17 protein-coding genes are annotated in these 19,733 nt (G+C 65.4%); 13 read left to right on the top strand and 4 right to left on the bottom strand.

The genetic code is table 11. From position 1 onward, the window contains the following. Nucleotides 1-6: 6 nt before the first annotated feature. From PUN71_RS18125 to PUN71_RS18150, 6 genes are read left to right on the top strand one after another with little or no spacing between them, the layout of a single operon-like run. Nucleotides 7-414 carry a sarcosine oxidase subunit delta gene (locus PUN71_RS18125; RefSeq protein ID WP_277799512.1) on the top strand — a complete coding sequence of 136 codons (408 nt, stop codon included), beginning with the start codon at nucleotides 7-9 and terminating at the stop codon, nucleotides 412-414. Next, the gene (locus tag PUN71_RS18130) at nucleotides 411-3,353 is read left to right on the top strand and encodes a sarcosine oxidase subunit alpha family protein (protein ID WP_277799513.1); all 2,943 of its coding nucleotides are present in this window, start codon (nucleotides 411-413) and stop codon (nucleotides 3,351-3,353) included. The genes PUN71_RS18125 and PUN71_RS18130 overlap by 4 nt, the downstream gene beginning before the upstream one ends. Continuing rightward, complete coding sequence (locus PUN71_RS18135; RefSeq protein WP_277799514.1) at nucleotides 3,346-3,996, top strand: sarcosine oxidase subunit gamma; 651 nt, start codon at nucleotides 3,346-3,348, stop codon at nucleotides 3,994-3,996. The genes PUN71_RS18130 and PUN71_RS18135 overlap by 8 nt, the downstream gene beginning before the upstream one ends. Beyond that, nucleotides 3,996-5,423, top strand: coding sequence for an L-serine ammonia-lyase (locus tag PUN71_RS18140; RefSeq protein WP_277799515.1), 1,428 nt, complete (start codon nucleotides 3,996-3,998; stop codon nucleotides 5,421-5,423). The genes PUN71_RS18135 and PUN71_RS18140 overlap by 1 nt, the downstream gene beginning before the upstream one ends. A gap of 3 nt (nucleotides 5,424-5,426) precedes the next feature. After that, nucleotides 5,427-6,323 (top strand): formyltetrahydrofolate deformylase, encoded by an 897-nt coding sequence (gene purU, locus PUN71_RS18145; protein WP_277799516.1) that lies wholly within the window; start codon nucleotides 5,427-5,429, stop codon nucleotides 6,321-6,323. A gap of 5 nt (nucleotides 6,324-6,328) precedes the next feature. Continuing rightward, complete coding sequence (locus PUN71_RS18150) at nucleotides 6,329-6,580, top strand: hypothetical protein (protein WP_277799517.1); 252 nt, start codon at nucleotides 6,329-6,331, stop codon at nucleotides 6,578-6,580. Between the two features lie 269 nt (nucleotides 6,581-6,849). On the opposite strand, the gene PUN71_RS18155 is transcribed toward PUN71_RS18150, so the two are convergent. Next, on the bottom strand, nucleotides 6,850-8,241 hold the full coding sequence (locus PUN71_RS18155; RefSeq protein WP_277799518.1) for an MFS transporter: 1,392 nt from the start codon (nucleotides 8,239-8,241) through the stop codon (nucleotides 6,850-6,852). A gap of 186 nt (nucleotides 8,242-8,427) precedes the next feature. Continuing rightward, entirely contained in the window at nucleotides 8,428-9,096 is a 669-nt protein-coding gene (locus PUN71_RS18160; RefSeq protein WP_277799519.1) for a GntR family transcriptional regulator, read from the bottom strand. 187 nt (nucleotides 9,097-9,283) lie between these two features. Between PUN71_RS18160 and PUN71_RS18165 the strand changes: the two genes are divergently transcribed. Together PUN71_RS18165 and PUN71_RS18170 are read left to right on the top strand one after the other, a co-directional pair. Continuing rightward, nucleotides 9,284-10,051 (top strand): SDR family NAD(P)-dependent oxidoreductase, encoded by a 768-nt coding sequence (locus PUN71_RS18165; RefSeq protein WP_277799520.1) that lies wholly within the window; start codon nucleotides 9,284-9,286, stop codon nucleotides 10,049-10,051. A gap of 46 nt (nucleotides 10,052-10,097) precedes the next feature. Continuing rightward, a complete protein-coding gene (locus PUN71_RS18170) occupies nucleotides 10,098-11,771 on the top strand; it encodes an amino acid permease (RefSeq protein WP_277799521.1) in 1,674 nt (557 codons plus the stop codon). A 72-nt stretch (nucleotides 11,772-11,843) separates the two neighbouring features. Here PUN71_RS18170 and PUN71_RS18175 read toward each other — a convergent pair whose 3' ends face one another. Further along, nucleotides 11,844-12,524 (bottom strand): GntR family transcriptional regulator, encoded by a 681-nt coding sequence (locus PUN71_RS18175; protein ID WP_277799522.1) that lies wholly within the window; start codon nucleotides 12,522-12,524, stop codon nucleotides 11,844-11,846. A 294-nt stretch (nucleotides 12,525-12,818) separates the two neighbouring features. Between PUN71_RS18175 and PUN71_RS18180 the strand changes: the two genes are divergently transcribed. The 5 genes from PUN71_RS18180 (at nucleotide 12,819) to PUN71_RS18200 (ending at nucleotide 19,204) form a co-directional block, all read left to right on the top strand. After that, a complete protein-coding gene (locus tag PUN71_RS18180; protein ID WP_277799523.1) occupies nucleotides 12,819-14,207 on the top strand; it encodes a protoporphyrinogen/coproporphyrinogen oxidase in 1,389 nt (462 codons plus the stop codon). Between the two features lie 44 nt (nucleotides 14,208-14,251). Then, nucleotides 14,252-15,145: a 4-hydroxy-tetrahydrodipicolinate synthase gene (gene dapA, locus PUN71_RS18185; protein WP_277799524.1), complete on the top strand. Its 894-nt coding sequence runs from the start codon at nucleotides 14,252-14,254 to the stop codon at nucleotides 15,143-15,145. 2 nt (nucleotides 15,146-15,147) lie between these two features. Further along, nucleotides 15,148-16,641: an aldehyde dehydrogenase family protein gene (locus tag PUN71_RS18190; protein ID WP_277799525.1), complete on the top strand. Its 1,494-nt coding sequence runs from the start codon at nucleotides 15,148-15,150 to the stop codon at nucleotides 16,639-16,641. A 216-nt stretch (nucleotides 16,642-16,857) separates the two neighbouring features. Next, nucleotides 16,858-18,195 (top strand): MFS transporter, encoded by a 1,338-nt coding sequence (locus PUN71_RS18195; RefSeq protein WP_277799526.1) that lies wholly within the window; start codon nucleotides 16,858-16,860, stop codon nucleotides 18,193-18,195. A gap of 118 nt (nucleotides 18,196-18,313) precedes the next feature. Continuing rightward, the gene (locus tag PUN71_RS18200) at nucleotides 18,314-19,204 is read left to right on the top strand and encodes a pyrroline-5-carboxylate reductase family protein (protein WP_277799527.1); all 891 of its coding nucleotides are present in this window, start codon (nucleotides 18,314-18,316) and stop codon (nucleotides 19,202-19,204) included. Between the two features lie 69 nt (nucleotides 19,205-19,273). Here the strand turns inward: PUN71_RS18200 and PUN71_RS18205 are convergent, their stop codons facing one another. Next, the gene (locus PUN71_RS18205; protein ID WP_277799528.1) at nucleotides 19,274-19,702 is read right to left on the bottom strand and encodes a universal stress protein; all 429 of its coding nucleotides are present in this window, start codon (nucleotides 19,700-19,702) and stop codon (nucleotides 19,274-19,276) included. Between the last annotated feature and the right edge of the window lie 31 nt (nucleotides 19,703-19,733).

Consider the following 19,733-nt stretch of genomic DNA (forward strand, 5'->3'; position numbering starts at 1 on the left):
ACGCACATGCTGCTGATCCCATGCCCCAACTGCGGACCGCGGGACGAAACCGAATTCCACTACGGGGGACAGGCCCACGTCGCCTACCCGGAGAACCCCAGCGAGCTGACCGACCACCAGTGGTCCCGCTACCTCTTCTACCGCGAGAACCCCAAGGGCATCTTCGCTGAACGCTGGGTCCACAGCACCGGCTGCCGCCAGTGGTTCAACATGCTCCGCGACACCGTCAGCTACGACATCAAGGCCATCTACCCCATGGGTGCCCGGCGGCCTGACCTGGCCGCCGCCCCGTCCGGGGAATCCGGCACGGCCAGCCTTGCCGCGGACAGCACCACCACTGGAACCGCCGCCCCCAGCCTCGCTGCAACCAGCCTTGCCGCCACCACCACCGCCCCGGAAGGAGCAACCAAGTGACTTCCCAGAACGCCCGGCTCAGCACCGGCGGCCGGATCGACCGCACCATCTCCTGGCGCTTCACCGTGGACGGTGAAGAGTTCACCGGCCACCCGGGCGACACCCTGGCCTCGGCCCTGCTGGCCAACGGCCGCGTGGCCGCGGGCAACTCGCTCTACGAGGACCGCCCCCGCGGCATCATGTCCGCCGGAGTGGAAGAGGCCAACGCCCTGGTCCGCATTGAGGCCCGCTTCCCCGGCGACGTCGCCGAATCCATGCTTCCCGCCACCACCGTTTCCCTGGTGGACGGGCTCAAGGCCACCCTGCTCAACGGCCTGGGCAAGCTGGACCCGAAGGACGACCGCGCCGAATACGACAAGAAGTACGTCCACACCGACGTCCTGGTGGTGGGTGGTGGTCCCGCCGGCCTCGCCGCAGCCCGCGAAGCCGTCCGCACCGGCGCCCGCGTCATGCTGCTGGACGACCAGCCCGAACTCGGCGGCTCCCTCCTCTCCGGCTCCACCGCCGCCGGTCTGGCGGAGACCATTGAGGGCAAGCCCGCCCTTGAGTGGGTGGCCGACGTCGAAGCCGAACTGGTGTCCGGCGCGGAATCCACCGTGCTGAACCGCACCACCGCGTTCGGCGCCTACGACGCCAACTACGTCATCGCAGTCCAGAACCGCACCGACCACCTCTCCAGCCCCGCGGCACCCGGCGTCTCCCGCCAGCGGATTTGGCACATCCGTGCCAACCAGGTGGTCCTCGCCCCCGGCGCACACGAGCGCCCCCTGGTGTTCGAGAACAACGACCGCCCCGGCATCATGCTGGCCTCGGCAGTGCGCAGCTACCTCAACCGCTACGGCGTGGCCGCCGGCAAGCGCATGGTCATCAGCACCACCAACGACAGCGCGTACGCCGTCGCAACCGACCTGGCAGCGGCCGGGGTCAAGGTGGCGGCAGTCGTGGACGCCCGCCCTGCCCTGACCGCCGTGGCAACTGCCGCCATCGAATCCGGCATCCGCGTATTGATCGGCAGCGCCGTCGCCAACACCTCGGCGGACGCGGCGGGACGGCTGGACGGCGTTACCGTCCGCAGCATCAACGACGACGGCGAGCTCACCTCCGGCGTCGAGCAGATCGCCTGCGACCTGCTGGCAGTGTCCGGCGGCTGGAGCCCGCTGGTCCACCTGCACTCGCAGCGGCAGGGCAAGCTGCGCTGGGACGACGGGCTGGCAGCCTTCGTGCCCAGCACCGAAGTGCCCAACCAGCAGACCATCGGCTCCGGTCGCGGCTCGTTCGACACGGCCGACTGCCTCGCCGAGGGCATTTCCGCCGGTGCCAGGGCGGCCATCGCGGCCGGCTTCAGCTCCGCCGTCGAGCCCGCTCCGCTGGGCGCGCCGAAGGCCTCCGCACCCACCCGCCAGCTGTGGCTGGTACCGGGCGAGAGCGGCACCCCGGACGACTGGCACCACCACTTCGTGGACTTCCAGCGCGACCAGTCCGTGGCGGATGTCCTCCGTTCCACCGGGGCCGGCATGCGTTCGGTGGAACACATCAAGCGGTACACCTCCATCAGCACCGCAAACGACCAGGGCAAGACCTCCGGCGTGAACGCCATCGGCGTGATCGCGGCGGCACTGCGCACGGCCGGCGAGGCTTCGCGCGGCATCGGCGACATCGGCACCACCACCTACCGCGCACCGTTCACCCCGGTGGCCTTCGCGGCACTGGCCGGACGCCAGCGCGGTGAGCTCTTCGACCCCGCCCGCATCACCTCGATCCACCCGTGGCACGTTGCCAAGGGTGCGTTGTTCGAGGATGTCGGGCAGTGGAAGCGGCCCTGGTACTACCCGCAGGGCGGGGAGGACATGGACGCCGCCGTGCTGCGCGAATGCGCCGCCGTCCGCGACTCCGTGGGCTTCATGGATGCCACCACCCTGGGCAAGATCGAAATCCGCGGCAAGGATGCGGGCGAATTCCTGAACCGCGTCTACACCAACGCTTTCAAGAAGCTCGCCCCGGGCTCGGCACGCTACGGCGTCATGTGCCTGGCTGACGGCATGATCTTCGACGACGGCGTGACCCTCCGGTTGGACGAGGACACCTTCTTCATGACCACCACCACCGGCGGTGCCGCCAAGGTGCTGGACCACCTGGAGGAATGGCTGCAGACCGAATGGCCGGAGCTGGACGTGCAGTGCACCTCGGTGACGGAGCAGTGGAACACCATTGCCGTCGTGGGGCCCAAGTCCCGCGAAGTGATCGCCAAGGTGGCGCCGGAACTGGCCGCCAATGGCGGACTGGATGCCGAAAACTTCCCGTTTATGACCTTCCGTGAGACCACCCTCGCCTCCGGCGTGCGGGCCCGGGTCTGCCGGATCTCCTTCTCTGGCGAACTCGCCTACGAGATCAACGTTCCGGCCTGGTACGGCCTGAACACCTGGGAGTCCGTGGCTGCCGCCGGGGCTGAATTCAACATCACCCCGTACGGCACCGAAACCATGCACGTGCTGCGCGCCGAGAAGGGCTACCCGATCGTCGGGCAGGACACCGACGGCACCGTCACCCCGCAGGATGCCGGCATGGAGTGGATCGTCTCCAAGGCCAAGGAGTTCATCGGCAAGCGCTCCTACTCCCGCGTGGACGCCCAGCGTGAAGACCGCAAGCACCTGGTCAGCGTCCTCCCCGTGGACCGCACGCTGCGGCTGCCCGAAGGCACCCAGCTGGTGGAAAAGGGACGCTCCACCAACCCCGCCTACGGTCCCGTGCCGATGGAAGGGTTCGTCACCTCCAGCTACCACAGCGCAGCGCTGGGCCGTTCATTCGGCCTGGCCCTGATCAAGAACGGACGCAACCGCATCGGCGAAACGCTGATTGCTGCCGCCGGCGACCAGCTGGTGGACGTGGTTGTTGCAGAGACAGTGCTTTTTGACCCAGAAGGGACCCGCAAAGATGGCTGAGACAGCAGCTTCCCCCACCCCCGCCAAGACTCCGGTAGACAAGGACCTCGCGGTCCGCACCAGCCCGGCCGGAGTGCTCAGGGACGCGTTCGCGGCAGGCTCGCTGGCCGGAACCGTTGAGATCTCCGAGCTCCCCTTCCTCACCATGGTGGGGATCCGGGCGGCCGCAGGCTCCGACGCTGCGCAGCGCATCGCTGCGGTGACCGGCGGCCTGCCAGCCCGGTCCGGAAACGTTGCCGGCAACGGCGACACCTCCGTCCTGTGGCTGGGCCCGTCCGAGTTCCTGGTAGTGGCCCCGACCGAAGCCCACGAATCCCTGGGCGGCAGCCTGATCCCGGCCCTCCGGGAAGCACTGGGCACCGGCGCAGGCCAGGTGGTGGATCTTTCCGCCAACCGGACCACGTTCGAGCTGGTTGGCCCCCGGGCCCGCGGCGTCCTGGAAAAGGGCTGCTCGCTGGACCTGCACCCCCGGGTGTTCAAAACGGGCACGGCGTTCTCCACCGAGATCGCGAACATCCCGGCCATCCTCTGGAAGACCGGGGAGGAATCCTTCCGGATCTTCCCCCGGGCTTCCTTCGCCGAGTTCCTGGGCCGCTGGCTGCTGGACGCCATGCGGGAGTACGCCTCGCCAGAGGTCCCCTGATGGCGCTCAGCGTCCTTGACCTGTTCTCTGTCGGCATCGGGCCCTCGTCGTCACACACGGTGGGCCCGATGCGGGCGGCCAAGCTCTTCGCCGACGGGCTGAAGGGCGACGGCCAACTGGCTTCCACGGTGCGCGTCCAGTCGGAACTGTTCGGTTCCCTGGGCGCCACCGGGCGCGGCCACGGCTCGGACAAGGCGGTGGTCCTGGGACTGCAGGGCCTGGAACCCGAAACGGTCAACACCTTCACGGCCGATGACCAGGTTGCCTCCGCTGCGCTGAACGCCGAGCTGCACCTTGCCGGCAGCCATCGCGTGGACTTCAACTGGGAAGAGGACGTGGTGCTCCACCGGCGCAAGTCCCTTCCCGCCCACCCCAACGGCATGACCTTCCGCGCCCTGGACCACACCGGAGCCGTATTGAGCGAGCGGAGTTTCTACTCCATCGGGGGCGGCTTCGTGGTGGATGGCGACGCTGCAGGGGCGGACAAGGTAGTGGCCGACGACACCGTCCTGCCGTACCCGTTCTCCACCGCGGACGAGCTGCTGCAGATCTGCAGCCGCGAAGGCATGTCCATTTCCGACGTCATGCTGGCCAACGAACTCACTTGGCACACCGAAGCCGAACTCCGGGAGAAGCTGCTGGGGCTCTGGGCCGTGATGCGTGAGTGCGTGGAGAACGGCTGCAACGCCGAGGGCATCCTGCCGGGCGGACTCAAGGTCCCCCGGCGGGCGCCCGCGCTGTTCCGCACCCTCACCGCCTCCGCCGCGGCATCTGCGGCCAGCGCAGAAGCGGCGGCAGCGACGGCGTCGCCCGTCCAGGCCCCGGCGGACCCGCTGCTCGCCATGGAATGGGTCAACCTGTTCGCACTCGCCGTGAACGAGGAGAACGCCGCCGGCGGGCGGATCGTCACCGCCCCCACCAACGGCGCGGCCGGAATCGTGCCTGCCGTGCTGCACTACTACGTCAAATTTGTGCCGGGAGCCGACGACGACGGCGTGGTCCGCTTCCTGCTGGCGGCGGCCGCCGTCGGAATCCTGTTCAAAACGAATGCCTCCATCTCCGGCGCCGAAGTGGGTTGCCAGGGCGAGGTGGGCTCCGCCTGTTCGATGGCCGCGGCCGGGCTCTGCGAAGTGCTCGGCGGGACTCCGGCGCAGGTGGAAAACGCCGCCGAAGTGGGGATTGAGCACAACCTCGGCCTGACCTGCGATCCCGTGGGCGGGCTGGTGCAGATCCCGTGCATCGAGCGGAACGCGATCGCCAGCGTGAAGGCGATCAACGCGGCCCGGCTGGCCCTGCATGGGGACGGCAGCCACAAGGTCTCGCTGGACAAGGCCATCAAGACCATGCGTGACACCGGAGCCGACATGAAAACCAAGTACAAGGAAACCTCCCGAGGAGGCCTCGCCGTGAATGTGATCGAGTGCTGAGCCATGACAGCCACTGAAACCCATATCCCCAGCCCCAAAGTGCCCACCACCGTGGAACACGTCCTCACGCTGGACTGCCCCGAAGGGCCGGGCATCGTGCACGCGGTCTCCGGCTTCCTGCTGGAACATGGCTGCGACATCATCGACAACAAGCAGTTCGGTGAGCGTACCGAAGGCCACTTCTTCATGCGCGTCCACTTCGTCTCCGAAGGCGACGACTCCACGCTGCAGGTCCTGCGCGACTCGTTTGCCCCCGTGGCCGACAAGTTCGGCATGCGGTGGCAGCTGGAACGGCAGGGCTCCAAGCGCAGGGTACTGATCATGGTGTCCAAGTTCGGGCACTGCCTCAACGACCTCCTGTTCCGCGCCCGGATCGGTGAACTGCCGGTGGACGTGGTGGCCGTGGTATCCAACCACCGCGACCACCAGGCGCTCGTGGAGTGGCACGGCATCCCTTTCCACCACATTCCCGTCACGGCTGACACCAAACCCGAGGCGGAGGCCCGGCTGATGGAACTGGTGGACGGGCTCGACGTGGAACTGGTGGTGCTGGCCCGCTACATGCAGGTGCTCAGCGACGACCTGACCCGGAAGCTGGACGGCCGCGCCATCAACATCCACCACTCGTTCCTGCCCAGCTTCAAGGGTGCCAAGCCGTACCACCAGGCGTACGCCCGGGGCGTCAAAACCGTCGGCGCCACGGCACACTACGTCAACGCGGAGCTGGACGAGGGCCCGATCATCTCCCAGCAGGTGGTGGACGTTGACCACACGTACGGTCCCGAGGACCTGGTGGCCGCCGGCCGCGACACCGAATGCAAGGCCCTCTCCAACGCCGTGAAATGGCACTGCGAAGGACGGGTCATCCTGCAGGGCAACCGCACCGTGGTGCTTCGGTAACTGCCATGTCGCGCCGCAAATACCGTGACTGGAACCGACTCATCGGCGTCCCCGTGGAGATCCGGCAGTACGGCGCAACCATCCGTACCGGGGTGGTGGACGACGTCATGCCGGATTCCTCCATGCTGTGGCTGATGGCTGATTCATCCCATGCCCGGACCCTGTATGACGCCCACGAGGACTTTGAAGTCTGGATTGAGCTGGAACTGCTTGAGGCGCACCACCTTCTCCAGGTGGCGGCGCCCGTCAGCGTGTAATCCCGGACTGTTCACGGCGCGGCTGGCTGCCCCACAAGGGCCGCCGGCCGCGCTTTTTGACGTGCCGCGTCCCGCCGGCGGCCACCGCTGTCCTTCCCCGCGTTTGGGCAAGGACGACGGCGTCATCCGGCCATGCGCCGTCGTCCGCCGGGCAGCCGACGCCAAGCCTGCGGAGACCGGCCAGGCAGGCTTCCGGGCGCAGCACAAAGGGGCGTGCCGCCCGGGAAAGGTCCCGGGCGGCACGCCCCTTTGCGGGTATCGAGGGGCGCTTACTTCGCCTGCAGGGCGGGCTGCTGGTCATCCTTGGTGTCGGATGCCTTTTCGCCGCCGGCCTGGGCCAGGGTCATGCCCTTGGTCTCTTCGGCCATGAAGACGCAGACCAGGAAGCCCGCCGCGGTCATGATGGCGGCGACGAGCATCGTGGGTCCTACGCCCCAGTAGGAGAGTCCGAAGGGCAGCGCGAAGGTGCCCAGTGCTGCACCGATGCGGCTGACCGCCGCCGTGATACCGACGGCGCTGGCACGCACGTGGGTGGGGAAGATCTCACTGGGGTACGCCCATTCAAGAATGCTGGGGCCGCCGGAGAACAATGCGTAGGCAACGAAGCAGCCCACGATGATGGCTACGGGTGCCGCGGGGAACAGGCCCAGGATGAACAGCGGGATGGCCATCAGGGCGAAGCACCAGATGATCAGCGGCCTGCGTCCCCAGGACTCCACGAGCTTCAGCGCAGGGATGCACCCGGCAAGGAATACCAGGTCGATGATCACTGAGCCAAGGTTGGAGAGGTTTCCCTCGCCCATCCCAAAGGAGCTGAGGATGGTGGGCCCGAAGGTGAAAATTGCGAAGAGCGGGCCGACCTGCAGCGCGTAGAAGGAGCTGCAGAAGACGATGCGCTTGAGGTAGGGCCGCTGCAGAAGGACACGCAGGTCTACGTTCTTGTCCTTGGGGGCTGGCGTCTCTTCCGTTTCGAAGATCACGTGGTCGACGTTGAGCTGGTCCGAAAGGGCGGCACGCAGGGCGGATTTTGCATCAGCCTTGCGGCCGTGGTGCAGCAGCCACCGCGGGGACTCCGGAGTGCCCAGGCGGATGAGCATGACGACGGCGCCGAGGACCGCAGAGGTCAGGAGCATCCAGCGCCAGGATCCGGCACCGAAGATTTCGAAGATGGCGAAGCCAGCCAGGGAAGCCAGGGCAGCGCCGATGAACCACCCGACCTGCAGGACTCCGAGCATTTGGCCGCGGCGCTTGCGGGGGAGCCATTCTGCGAGGAGAGAGTTGGCAATGGGGTAGTCCGCACCGATGGCCAGGCCGGCGATGAGGCGCGTGATGATCAGCTGCCACGAGTCCTGGACGAAGAACTGCAGGACCGAGGAAATAACCAGAACCCAGAGGTCGATGGTGTACATCAGCTGGCGGCCGATCCGGTCGGTCAGGGGACCGAGCAGGACGGCGCCGAAAAAGATGCCCACCAGCGCCGCGGCACCGATGAGGCTGGTCTCCAGCTCCGTGGTGTGGAAATCGGCCGAGATGCCGACCAGGGCGATGGCGATGATGCTCAGGATGTAGCCGTCAAGGATCGGCCCTCCCATGCACGCTGCAACCAGCTTCTTATGGAAGCGCGAGAAGCGCGCCTCGTCGATAGCGACGTGAATGTTCATGGAATCCTTCTCGTGGTTAGGGAAGCCGGAGCCTGGCAGCCGCCTTTGGCCGCCAGGCGCTGGGGTCCGGGCGCGGGCCCGATTCCCGGCTGATGACAGTGGAACAACCTACTGAATCAAACGTCGACGCTTGATATATCAAGACTTTATTGTGGACTGGGTCACAGGTCAATCATTGCCGTGAAGTTACGTGCCGCGGATGAATCCGGTGAGCCGGGCAAGGTGTCCGGCCATGAGTTCGGTTGCGGCGGCCGGGTTCTTTTCCAGGATCGCCGAGACGACGGTTCCGAGGTCTTCCAGCTGATCCAGTATCGGGGCGCGCCTCTCGAGGGCGAGCCCCAGGACGCGGGTCCATAGATTGGCGTACCGAAGGAGGGTCTCCTCCAGCCGTCGGTTGCCGGCCGTTCGGTAGATGAGTTGGTGTACGGCCAGGTCGAGGCGCAGGAGATCGCTCTGCTCGACCGGTTTCGGCCCAAGGGACCTGATGATATCCAGGTACTGCCGGAAGGTTTCGGCGGCTTCGCCCCGTACCGTCCTCGCCGCAAGCCCTGCCGCAACCGGCTCCAGTGCCTGCCTGAGTTGGGCAATTTCATCAAGATCCGCATAGTTCACCGGCGCTGCGTAGGTTCCCTTGCGGGGGTAGGAAATGGCCAGGCCGTCCCCTTCAAGGTGGCGCAGGGCCTCGCGGATGGGGGTGCGTCCCATCTGCATCTCTGCGGAAAGCTGCGTTTCGTTGATGGCCTCGTTGGGCCGGATGTCCAGCATGATCAGCCGGTCGGCGATGACGCGGTATGCAACGTCGCCCAGCGACTCCTCGGCCGGTGCCGTTCTTCCCGCCAGAGGTATTTCGAGCATGCCACCAGTCTGTCATTGCCCTGCGGTTCCTGTCGGAAACCGCGACGAAACACGACGGTCATCTAAAACATTTAAAACTAAAGTCTATTGCTTCTCGGGGTTTCTCTTCCTACAGTGGAGGTACGCCCGAAAGTGATGCACATCACCCAGGGGCACTCCCGAACCCCGAACGCCCTACGGAGTCAACATGAACGCATTGTCACTAGCCGGCCAGGTGGCCCTGGTTACCGGAGCCGGCCATGGAATCGGCCGGGCCAGCGCCATGGCACTTGCCGAAGCCGGCGCCCTCGTGGTGGCCTCTGACCGCGATTTCGCCCGTGCCGGCGAGACGGAGCAGATGATCAAGAGCGCCGGTTACGAGGCGGTTGCGGCGGTTGCCGACGTCACGGACGAAGGCGCGATGGCCGCTGTCGTCGAGCACACCGTCCGCAGCTACGGCCGGCTGGACATCCTCCACGCAAATGCCGGGGTACTGATGGCCGGCACCGCGCTTTCCCAGACCTTGGATGAGTGGGACAAGACCTTCATGGTCAACGTCCGGGGCACGTTCCTTACGGTGCGGGCCGTCCTTCCGCAGATGATCAGCCAAAAGTCCGGCGCGATTGTCATCACGGCGTCCGTGTCGGGGCTGATCGGGGAACCAGACCTCGTAGCCTACAACTCCTCAAAGGGTGCACTGGTCAACCTGACCCGGCAGCTCGCGGTGGAATACGCGGAACACGGCATCAGGGTCAACGGAGTCTGCCCCGGCTGGATCGAGACAGGATTCAATGATCCTGTCCTCGGCCATCTGGACCCGACGCAGCTCGACCAGCTTGTCGACCGCCAGGTGCCACTGGGCCGCCAGGGGACACCGGAGGATATCGCACCCGCAGTTGTCTTCCTCGCCTCGGACGGTGCCCGGTACATCACCGGCCAACTCCTCCCCATCGACGGCGGACTCACTTCAATGTAGTGGACCGCTTCCCCCCACCCGGCACTAAACCCAAGGATCCCCACCCATGTCAGTCACGCACTCCCAGCGCTCCGACGACGAGATTCTCGCCAATTTGGGCTATAAGCCCGAGCTCAAGCGTTCCTGGTCCGGTTTCTCCAACTTCGCCATTTCCTTTTCCGTCATCTCCATACTCAGCGGCCCCTTCATCAGCTTCTTCATTGGCTGGAACAACGGTGGCCCTGCCGCCATCAGCTGGGGCTGGCCGATTGTCTGTGCCCTGATCCTCGTCGTGGGGCTCTGCATGGGCGAGCTGGTCTCGGCCATGCCCACATCTGGCGGCATGTACTACTGGGCTGCCAAGCTCGGCAGCCTGCGCTCCAGCTACTTCACGGGCTGGCTGGATTTCCTGGGCCTCCTGGCCATCGTCGCGGCGGTGTCCTACGGCTGCGCCACCTTCATCGACCTGACCCTGTCCTCCTTCAGTGAAGCCTGGGCCGCCGACTACTCACTGACCCGCGTGTTCCTGATCTTCATCGGGGTGCTGCTGGTGGTCACGCTGCTGTCGATCTTTTCCAGCCACCTGCTGGCCATCTTCAACAACATCTCCGTCTGGTGGCACGTCATCGGCACCGTGGCGATTATCGCGATCATCATCTTCCTGCCTGAACGCCACGCCAGCATGGCCGACGTCTTCACCCAGCGGATCAACAACTCCGGCTGGTTCGACGGCGAGACCACCGGCATGGGCTTCATCTTCCTGGTGCTGCCGCTCGCCGTCGTCCTGCCCCAGTTCACCGTCACCGGCTACGACGCCTCCTGCCACATGTCCGAAGAGACCAAGGGCGCTTCCAACTCAGCTGCCAACGGTATCTGGCAGGCCATCCTCTACTCCGCCATCGGCGGCTGGATCCTGCTGCTGGGCATCCTGTTCGCCGTCCAGGACGCCGACGCTGTCACCGCCAGCGGCGGCAGCGTGGTCACCGTGCTGAACCAAGCCCTCAGTGGCCCGTGGGTCAGCACCGTGCTGGTGATCTCCACCGTCGGTCAGTGCTTCTGCGCCATGGCTTGCATGACCTCCACGACCCGGATGCTGTTCGCCTTCAGCCGCGACGGCGCAGTCCCCGGAGCCCGGCTCTGGACCCGCTTGAACAAGAGCGGCGTCCCGCTGTACAGCGTGGCCCTCGTGGCCGGCCTGGCGATTGTCCTGACGCTGCCGGCTCTGGTGGAAGTGGACATCAACGGAGCCCCTGTCCCGGTGGCTTTCAACGCCGTCGTTTCCATTGGCGTCGTGGGCCTCTACCTGGCCTTCGTGATCCCGATCTACCAGCGCCTCCGCAAGGGTTCCGCCTTCCAGCGCGGCTCCTGGCACCTGGGCCGCAATTACAAGTGGCTCGGTACCATCGCCGTTGCCGAGATTGCGGTCACCACGGTGATCGCCCTGCTGCCGACCTCCCCGCTCGGAGCTCCCTGGAACCCCGATTTCGAGTGGAAGTACTTCAACTACACTCCACTCGTTGTAGGCGGCGCGCTGCTGGTGCTGTGGCTCGCATGGGAATTGCGGGTCAAGCATTCCTACACCGGGCCCCGCCACACCGTGGACCTGCCTGCGGGCCTCACTTCCGCGGATGAGCTGGAGATAGAGTTCGAGGAGCACCACCCCGGCCACCACCATCATGGCCACCACGTGGCCGGCGTGGAGCATGCAGAGCAGCCAAGTCCTGCCCGCATAGGGGACTGAACCCCGTCGATGACAACACCCCCGGTTGCCTTTAAGTGGGCGGCCGGGGGTGTTGTGCTGCAGTTTCCGGCCCTACGTTGCTACCTGGTCGGCCAGGCGGGCCTTGATGCGCTCGCTGGCGTCCAGCAGGGAAGCGTTGTTCACCGCGGCCGCCGCCTCTGGGTCATTGTTGCGGGCTGCGGTGACCAGATCCTGCTGATAGCGCCACAGGGAGTCATCGTTGCCGCTGTCAAGGGAGCCCTTGGCGCCCACGATCTTGTAAGCGCGGCAGTGCTGCCACAGGGTTCGGATCATCTGCATCAGCACCGGATTCCCGGCTGCCTGGTAGAGGATGGCGAGCATCGCCTCGTCATGGTCCAGGAGTGCAACGACCCGCCCATCAGTGATCGCTTCCCGCATCAGATCGTATTCGGCCTGCATCCTGTCACAGTCGTCGGCGGTCACCCGTTCGCTGCCCAGTCTTGCAGCCTCGGTCTCCAGGAGGCGGCGGACGTCATAGACGTGGATCAGCTCCTCCAGGGACAGGTTCTTGACCACGGCGCCCTTGTGCGGCTCGCGTTCGGCAAGACCGGCTTCCTCAAGGCGGCGGATGGCTTCCCGCACGGGCATGACGCTGGTGCCTACCTGTTCAGCAAGGTCCCGGACGCGCAGACGTGACCCCGCGGGCAGGTCGCCGTTCAGGATCGCCGCATGGATCATGTCATAGACCTGGTCGGTCAGGAGGGTGGGCTCAACGCGCTTCGATATGACCACAGATCAAATATAGCCCTACCGGTTTCGCTTCCCCGGCCCGGCACAGTCGGGACCGCCGCCAAAAAACTCCTCGTAATCTCTTGTGTGATTTGTGATCACATCCTATGGTGGTTTATGTCACACGGTTGTTGGAGGAAAGGACTTTCCTCACACAAGCCGGAGGCAACCCGGCCAGGGGAACCCCCCCGTTGACTATGCATTCTGCTCTCCAGGCCAACAAAACTTCCGGAGGGGCCGCTGACATGCTGCCCCTTCTGGCACAAGACCTACGAAACAACAGCAAGGAACGGGAAGATGAAAGACGCAGTTATCGTCGGAGGCGGACTCGCCGGACTCTCTGCAGCGTGGCGGCTCCGGCACTGGGACACGGTTGTCCTGGAGTCCGGGGACCGGGTTGGCGGCCGCATCCGCTCCGAACGCCGGGGTGACTACTGGCTGAACTGGGGTGGGCACGTATTTGCCGGCGCCGGATCCTCAACCGACGCGCTGCTCAATGAAGTCGGCGTTATGGCTGTCCAGATCCCGGGGTCCCTGCAGGGCCTGTCCATGAACGGCAAGTTCATCAAGAAGGGCCACATCGCCACCTACCCTTTGCGCATTCCCATGTCCCTGTCCTCCCGCGTGGACACCTTCCGCGCCGGCCTGAAAGTGGTCAGCGGAGTGGCGAAGTACACCGGCGTAGTACGCAAGCGCGCGGGGGAGTCCGGTGCCATGCGGCAGCAGCGCATCTACGACTTCGAGAATGACACCTCTTTCCAGGACTTCATTGGCAACCTGTCCGAAGACGCAGCCGCCCTGTTCAAGACCACCGTCACCCGTTCCGCCGGCGACATGGACCAAATCTCCGCCGGTGCCGGCATCGGCTACTTCAGCCTGGTCCTCGGGTTCGGCCAGGGGCTTAGCCGGGGCATCGTCGGGGGCCCGTCCACGCTGACCGAATCCATCGCTGCTGCCATGGGCGCCGACCGCATCCAGCTCGGCGCGGTCGTCCATGAAGTGGTCCACAAGAAGGAATCCGTCGTGGTCCGGTACCGGCAGGACGGCGTCGACCGGGAAGTTGAGGCGCGTACGGTCGTTCTCGCGACCACCGCTGATGTATCCCACAAGGTTGGCGTGGATCTCCCCGAGGAGCTTCGCGGGGCACTCAGCCAGATCAAGTACGGCCCGCACGTCAGCACCGCCTTCCTGACTAACGAGACCACCGCCCGCCCATGGGACGACATCTACGCCATCGCCGCACCGAAGCGATCCTTTGCGATCGCCCTGAACCAGGCGAGCATCGTCCGCGGCACCGAGTCCGTCCGCAAGCCCGGCGGAAGCTTCATGACCTTCTCCCCGGCAAGCCTGGGCCGGGCCCTGCTGGAAAAGAGCGAGGAGGACGTCATCAAGACCCACCTCACCGACCTCGACCAGGTCCTCGGCCACGGTTTCGCCGACAGCGTGGTGGAAGCCAAGGTGGACCGCTGGAAGAACGCTTCCCCCTACTGCTTCCCGGGGCGGGCCAAGATCCAGTCGACCCTCATGCGGGGCGCAGACCGCGTCTTCCTGGCCGGCGACTACCTGGGAACGCTGTACACCGAAAGCTCCATCACCACCGGGTTCTCCGCAGCGCAGGAAGCCGCCAGCGTGCTGGCCACCCACCGCCAGGCGTCGCCGCAGTCCGGCCTGTCCATCGTGGCCTGACCCTCCCCTGACCCCAACCCTTAACTTCAGTAAGGAACCAAAGTATGTCCCAGAATCTCCGCGGTGTCCTCACCGCACTCTCCACCCCTTTCAACCAGGACGAAACCATCGACGTCGAGACCCTGCAGCGGATCGTCGAGCGCTCCATCGAAGCCGGTGCTGATGGCGTCGTCGCTGCAGGCTCCACCGGTGAGGTGGGCGCCCTGTCATCCGAGGAGCGGCTGCTCCTGATCGAGACCGTCATTAAGCAGGCCAACGGCCGCGTGCCGGTCATCGCCAACACCGGTGCCACCACCACTGCCGAGGCCATCCGCCTGTCGCAGGCCGCCGAGGAGCTCGGCGCCGACGTGCTCATGCTGATCACGCCGTACTACGAGCCGCTGTCACTCGAGGAGACCGTCACCTACATCAAGGACGTCGCCAACTCCGTCAAGATCCCGGTGATGCTCTACAACATCCCGCCGGTCACTGGCGTCAACCTGGACCCGGCCACCGTGCGTGCCCTGGCCGAAGAAGTGGACAACATCAAGTACATCAAGGACTCCAGTGCCAACTGGGAGCAGGCCCTGCAGCTGATCCACCACCACTCGGACGTCATCGGCACCTTCATCGGCTGGGACGTCTACCTCTACAGCGCCCTGGTGGAAGGCGCAGCAGGCGTCATGGCAGGGACCGCCAACGTGGTCCCCAACGAAATCGTCGCCGTCAGCCGCCGCATCGCTGAAGGGGACCTGGCCGGTGCCCTTGAGCAGTGGAAGAAGGTCTACCCGGTCATCGACGCCCTGCTCTCCGTGCCGTTCATTCCGGCCGTCAAGTCGGGCCTGACCCTGCAGGGCCTGCCCGCAGGGTCGCCGCGGCGCCCCACCGCGGACCTGAACGCAGAGGACCACGCGCGGGTCCAGGACGCCCTGTCCGCCCTGTACCAGGCGGTGGCGTAACGATGAGCACGACCAAGACATCCGCATTCAGCGTCGTCCGGGCAGACACCACTCCCGTTCCGTCCCTTCCGCCGTTTGGCCAGTTCATTGGCGGTGCGTTTGTTCCGTCCACGTCGGAGGCAACGGTCGACGTCGTCAATCCGGCGACGGAGGAAGTCCTCACCCAGGTGCCGGCAGGCTCCGTCGAGGACGTCGACGCTGCCGTGGCCGCCGCAGTCGCGGCCAAGGGCGCGTGGGCGGCGACAACGCCCAAGGAACGCGCCGCTGTCCTGCTGCGGATCGCGGACATTATCGAGTCCAACCGGGAACTGTTCGAGACCTTGGAATCAGCCAACACCGGCAAGACGGCGATGGTGGCTGAGGACGATATCTCCAGTGCAATCGATACGTTCCGGTTCTCGGCCGGCGCAGCCCGTGCCTACAACACCCTGGGCGCGGACGACTACGCGGAGAATCACACCTCGGTGATCTTCCGCGAGCCCGTGGGCGTCGTGGGTGTCATCACACCGTGGAACTACCCGTTGCTGATGGCCGCCTGGAAGATCGCCCCCATCCTTGGCGCCGGCAACACCCTGGTGCTCAAGCCGTCAGAACAGACACCCCTGACCACGCTCAAGCTGGCCGAACTCATCGCCGACGTGGTTCCCGCCGGCGTCGTGAACATCGTCACCGGCCCCGGACGGGTGGTGGGCAACAGGCTCGCCGAGCACCCGGACGTGGACCTCGTGGCCATCACCGGCAGTGTCGGCAGCGGCCAGAAGGTCGCCGCAAGCGCCTCGTCCTCGGTTAAGCGTGTCCACCTGGAACTGGGCGGCAAGGCGCCCGTGGTGGTCTTCGCCGATGCCGACCTGGAAGCTGCCGCCCAGGGCGTGCGTTCGGCCGGGTTCTGGAACGGCGGCCAGGAATGCGGCGCCGCTTGCCGGGTCCTGGTGCACGAATCCGTGGCCGAGAAGTTCACCCAACTCCTGGTCCGGGAGGTCAGCGATATCTCCATCGGCACCCCGGGCACCGGGTCCGACGTCGAAATCGGCTCCATGATCTCCGGCGCCCACTACGAGCGCGTCCTGGCCGCTCTCGAGGACATCCGCAAGGAAGGCCTGACCATCGCCGTCGGAGGCAGCGCCATCGACGGCCCCGGCTACTTCATCGAACCGACCGTGGTCACCAACGTCCCTGCCGGCGCTCCCATCACCAGCAACGAGATCTTCGGCCCGGTGGTGTCCGTGGAGACCTTCAGCACCGACGAAGAAGCCGTGGCCCGCGCCAATGAAACCATCTACGGCCTGGCCGCCTCGGTCTGGACCAAGGACAGCGCCCGCTCGCTCACCGTACCGCGGCAACTCGACTTCGGCACCGTCTGGGTGAACTCGCACCTGGTCATCGCCACCGAAATGCCGTGGGGCGGTTTCAAGGGCTCCGGCTACGGCCGGGACCTCTCCAGCTATGCCCTTGACGATTTCTCCCGCACCAAGCACGTTATGTACAACCGCGGCTGAAACCACCCGGGCCTTGGCATCGGTTCCGGGACCACCCCTCTTTACGGGCAGTCCCGGAACCGCATCCGGTGGTCCCGGACCACGACCTGAACGATCCTTTAATACACCGCAGTGCAGCCATTGACCCGGAGGTCAAAGAATGCCCGAACGCCAGCTTCCCAATGTCGCGAACAAGGCGGAGACCTTCGCGTCCGTCGCAATTTGCCAGGAGTGACCATGTCATCCACAAGAATTCCAAACGCACACCGGGGCCTCGCCTCGACCGTCAACAAGAAGCGCTTCCTGACCAGGATGGTCACGGTCCTCATCGGCGGCATGGTCCTGGACGGTTACGTCCTCGGCATCATCGGCCCGGTGGCCGGAAGAATGGCCGAAGACTTGCAGCTGACGGCGCTGTGGCAGGGCCTGATAGCGGCAGCTGCCCTGATCGGCATTTTGGTCGGCTCCCCGATTGGCGGTTGGGCGGCTGACAAATGGGGCCGCAAGCCCATCTTTATGTTCGACATCGGGGTGTTCGCGGTTGCGTCGACCATGCAGTTCTTCATCGATTCACCGGTCTGGCTGCTCGTTGTGCGCCTTCTGATGGGCATTGCGATCGGCACGGAGTATGCCGTTGGATGGCCCCTGATGGCGGAGTTCTCGCCTTCCCACCTGAGGGGGCGCTTGATGGCCGCGATGGGGATCGCCTGGTACGGCGGGTTCATGATCGCGTTCCTCACCGGGCACCTGCTCAATGAGTACACCAATCTGAGCTGGCACTTCATCCTGGGGACGAGTACGTTCATCGCCGTGGCGATCTTCCTGGGCCGCCTCGGCATGCCCGAGTCGCCGCGCTGGCTGTGGAGCGTTGGGCGGAAAGACGAGGCCCGCGCCCTCGCCCTGAAGTACATGCCTGATGACGCGCTCGACGACGTCCAGCACGAGGACGTGCGCAAGGGCAGCTTCAAAATGCTGTTCTCCAGGGAACACTGGCGCTCGACGCTCTTTATCTCCGGCTTCTGGTTCTGCGCCGTGACGCCGTACTTCGCTATTGCCACCTTCGCCGACAGCGTGCTGGATCAGTACGGCCTTGCCGGCGGACTCGCCGGGGGAGTGGGACTTTCCTCCGTCGCCCTGGCCGGAGTCATCGTTACCTTCCTCTTGATCGAAAAGGCCGGCCGCCGCGCGCTGACCGTGCCTCCGCAGTGGTTGTGCGCTATTGTCCTCGGCATTATCGGGCTCTGGACGGGGGCCCCGGCAATCGTCGTTCTGGTCCTCTTCCTGGTCTTCTCCTTCTTCAACGCCGGCTATAACACTCTGACGAACGTCTACCCGGGCGAAGTCCTCCCCACCGAAATTCGCGGAATCGGAACCGGTTTCGCCGCCGCCGTCAGCCGGGTGGGCGCCGGCATCGGCACCTTCCTGATGCCCCTGTCCATGCAAAACCTCGGACCCGGTCCCACTATGCTGATCGCCGCCGGAGTCGCATTGGTCGGTGCGGCGCTGTCCCAATGGCTCGCTCCGGAGACCAAGGGCAAAACCCTCACGGAGGCGGCGGCTGGGTACGCACACTGACACATGAGGCGCAGGCGGGGCCTTCCCGCTAAATCCCCAGACAGAACAAAGTTGGCGCCGGACACACGTCCGGCGCCAACTTTGTGCAACCAGCATTTAACGAAAAGGAAGAACCTCAATGCCGCACAACGCCGCCGGCGGTGCGCTGACCGCCGGCGAACCAGAATCCATCGAACTCCCCAGTGTCGCCATCCTTGGTGCCGGAGCGATCGGGGCCTCGTTGCTGAGAGGGCTCACGAAGCCTTCAGTGACGGTCAACGGAACCATGCAGGCGACGTGCTATTCAACCAGCCGGGCAGCGGACCTGTCGCGGTTCCCGCAGGTCCACGCAGCTTGCCTGCAAGAGAACCCAGCTGCCAACAAGAACGCGGTGCTTCATGCAGATCTTGTGGTCCTGGCCGTCAGCCCTGACCTCATACCGGCGGTCACCAGCGACATCTGCGACTCTTTGAAACCGGGGGCCCTGGTGGTGAGCGTCGCTGCGGGCGTAACGCTGGCTCGCCTGCAAACGATGCTGCCGGTATCGGCCACGGTGATCCGGGCGCTGCCGAATATGGGCGGGGAAGTGGGTTTCGGGGTGACCGGAGTGGGGAGAAACGAATGCTGCACTGAAGAGCAGCTGGGGACAGTTTCAGGACTGTTCCGCACTATTGGCACCGTGGTGGCTGTAGGGGATGACAAGCTCGACGCAGTGAGCAGCCTCTCCGGAACCGGCCCCGGCTACTTCTACTTTTTTGTTGAACAGCTGACGGCTACGGGAGTCGAACTCGGCTTTTCCCAGGAACAGGCGCGGGCCTTCGCCGAGCAGACATTCCTGGGCTCAGCGGCGCTCATGCACTCATCGGGACGGGCACCGTCAGAGCTGCTGGGGATCTTCACCGCACCGGACGGGACAAGCATCAAGGCTATTGAGCAGCTGTCCAACGCAGACCTTGGGAAAGTCCTCCTCAAGGCAACTTCTGCGTCCATTAGCCGGGCGCGCGAAATCGCCGCCGAAACGGGGGAGTAGCTCCACGCGTCACGGCGACGACATCAGCGGCGCTTATACCGGTTAAGGAAAAGTGGCTGTGCTAATGCGCTAGTCGGCGTCGTAGGTGTTGGCGATGTAGACGTCGCAGGGCGCGTTGTGGGCCACGCTGTTGGCAACGCTGCCCAGGACGCGTCCAATGCCCCGCATTCTGCGGTTGCCCACCACGATGACGCTTGCCTCTTTACTGATGGCTTCCCTGATGAGGGCGTCGGCGGGCCTGCCGCTCGCTGCGGCGTAGGTGATGTTGATGTCCCCGCCCAATGTGTCAGCCACGGCCCTGGCAACGTGTTCGGCCTTGTCCGCGTCAGATACGAGCCACTTGTTGGTGCCGGTGCCGAACACCTCTGACCGCTCGCCGTCGAATGCTGACACCACGTGGAGGCTTGCACCAAGTGCTGTGGCGAGGTCCCTCGCAGCCTCCGCCGCCTTCCTGGCCGTCTCGCTGCCGTCAACGCCGACGACAATGGTTCCGCTCATGTCAATGCTGCCTTTCGTTGTTATGCAAACT

The organism is Arthrobacter sp. NQ7 (genome assembly GCF_029581595.2).
GTDB lineage: Bacteria > Actinomycetota > Actinomycetes > Actinomycetales > Micrococcaceae > Arthrobacter > Arthrobacter phenanthrenivorans_B.

Coding starts and splice junctions, on each gene's coding strand:
- PUN71_RS18125 (WP_277799512.1), top strand. CDS start 7: ATGCTGCTGATCCCATGCCCCAACTGCGGACCGCGGGACGAAACCGAA.
- PUN71_RS18135 (WP_277799514.1), top strand. CDS start 3,346: ATGGCTGAGACAGCAGCTTCCCCCACCCCCGCCAAGACTCCGGTAGAC.
- PUN71_RS18140 (WP_277799515.1), top strand. CDS start 3,996: ATGGCGCTCAGCGTCCTTGACCTGTTCTCTGTCGGCATCGGGCCCTCG.
- purU (WP_277799516.1), top strand. CDS start 5,427: ATGACAGCCACTGAAACCCATATCCCCAGCCCCAAAGTGCCCACCACC.
- PUN71_RS18150 (WP_277799517.1), top strand. CDS start 6,329: ATGTCGCGCCGCAAATACCGTGACTGGAACCGACTCATCGGCGTCCCC.
- PUN71_RS18155 (WP_277799518.1), bottom strand. CDS start 8,241: ATGAACATTCACGTCGCTATCGACGAGGCGCGCTTCTCGCGCTTCCAT.
- PUN71_RS18160 (WP_277799519.1), bottom strand. CDS start 9,096: ATGCTCGAAATACCTCTGGCGGGAAGAACGGCACCGGCCGAGGAGTCG.
- PUN71_RS18165 (WP_277799520.1), top strand. CDS start 9,284: ATGAACGCATTGTCACTAGCCGGCCAGGTGGCCCTGGTTACCGGAGCC.
- PUN71_RS18170 (WP_277799521.1), top strand. CDS start 10,098: ATGTCAGTCACGCACTCCCAGCGCTCCGACGACGAGATTCTCGCCAAT.
- PUN71_RS18180 (WP_277799523.1), top strand. CDS start 12,819: ATGAAAGACGCAGTTATCGTCGGAGGCGGACTCGCCGGACTCTCTGCA.
- dapA (WP_277799524.1), top strand. CDS start 14,252: ATGTCCCAGAATCTCCGCGGTGTCCTCACCGCACTCTCCACCCCTTTC.
- PUN71_RS18190 (WP_277799525.1), top strand. CDS start 15,148: ATGAGCACGACCAAGACATCCGCATTCAGCGTCGTCCGGGCAGACACC.
- PUN71_RS18195 (WP_277799526.1), top strand. CDS start 16,858: ATGTCATCCACAAGAATTCCAAACGCACACCGGGGCCTCGCCTCGACC.
- PUN71_RS18200 (WP_277799527.1), top strand. CDS start 18,314: ATGCCGCACAACGCCGCCGGCGGTGCGCTGACCGCCGGCGAACCAGAA.
- PUN71_RS18205 (WP_277799528.1), bottom strand. CDS start 19,702: ATGAGCGGAACCATTGTCGTCGGCGTTGACGGCAGCGAGACGGCCAGG.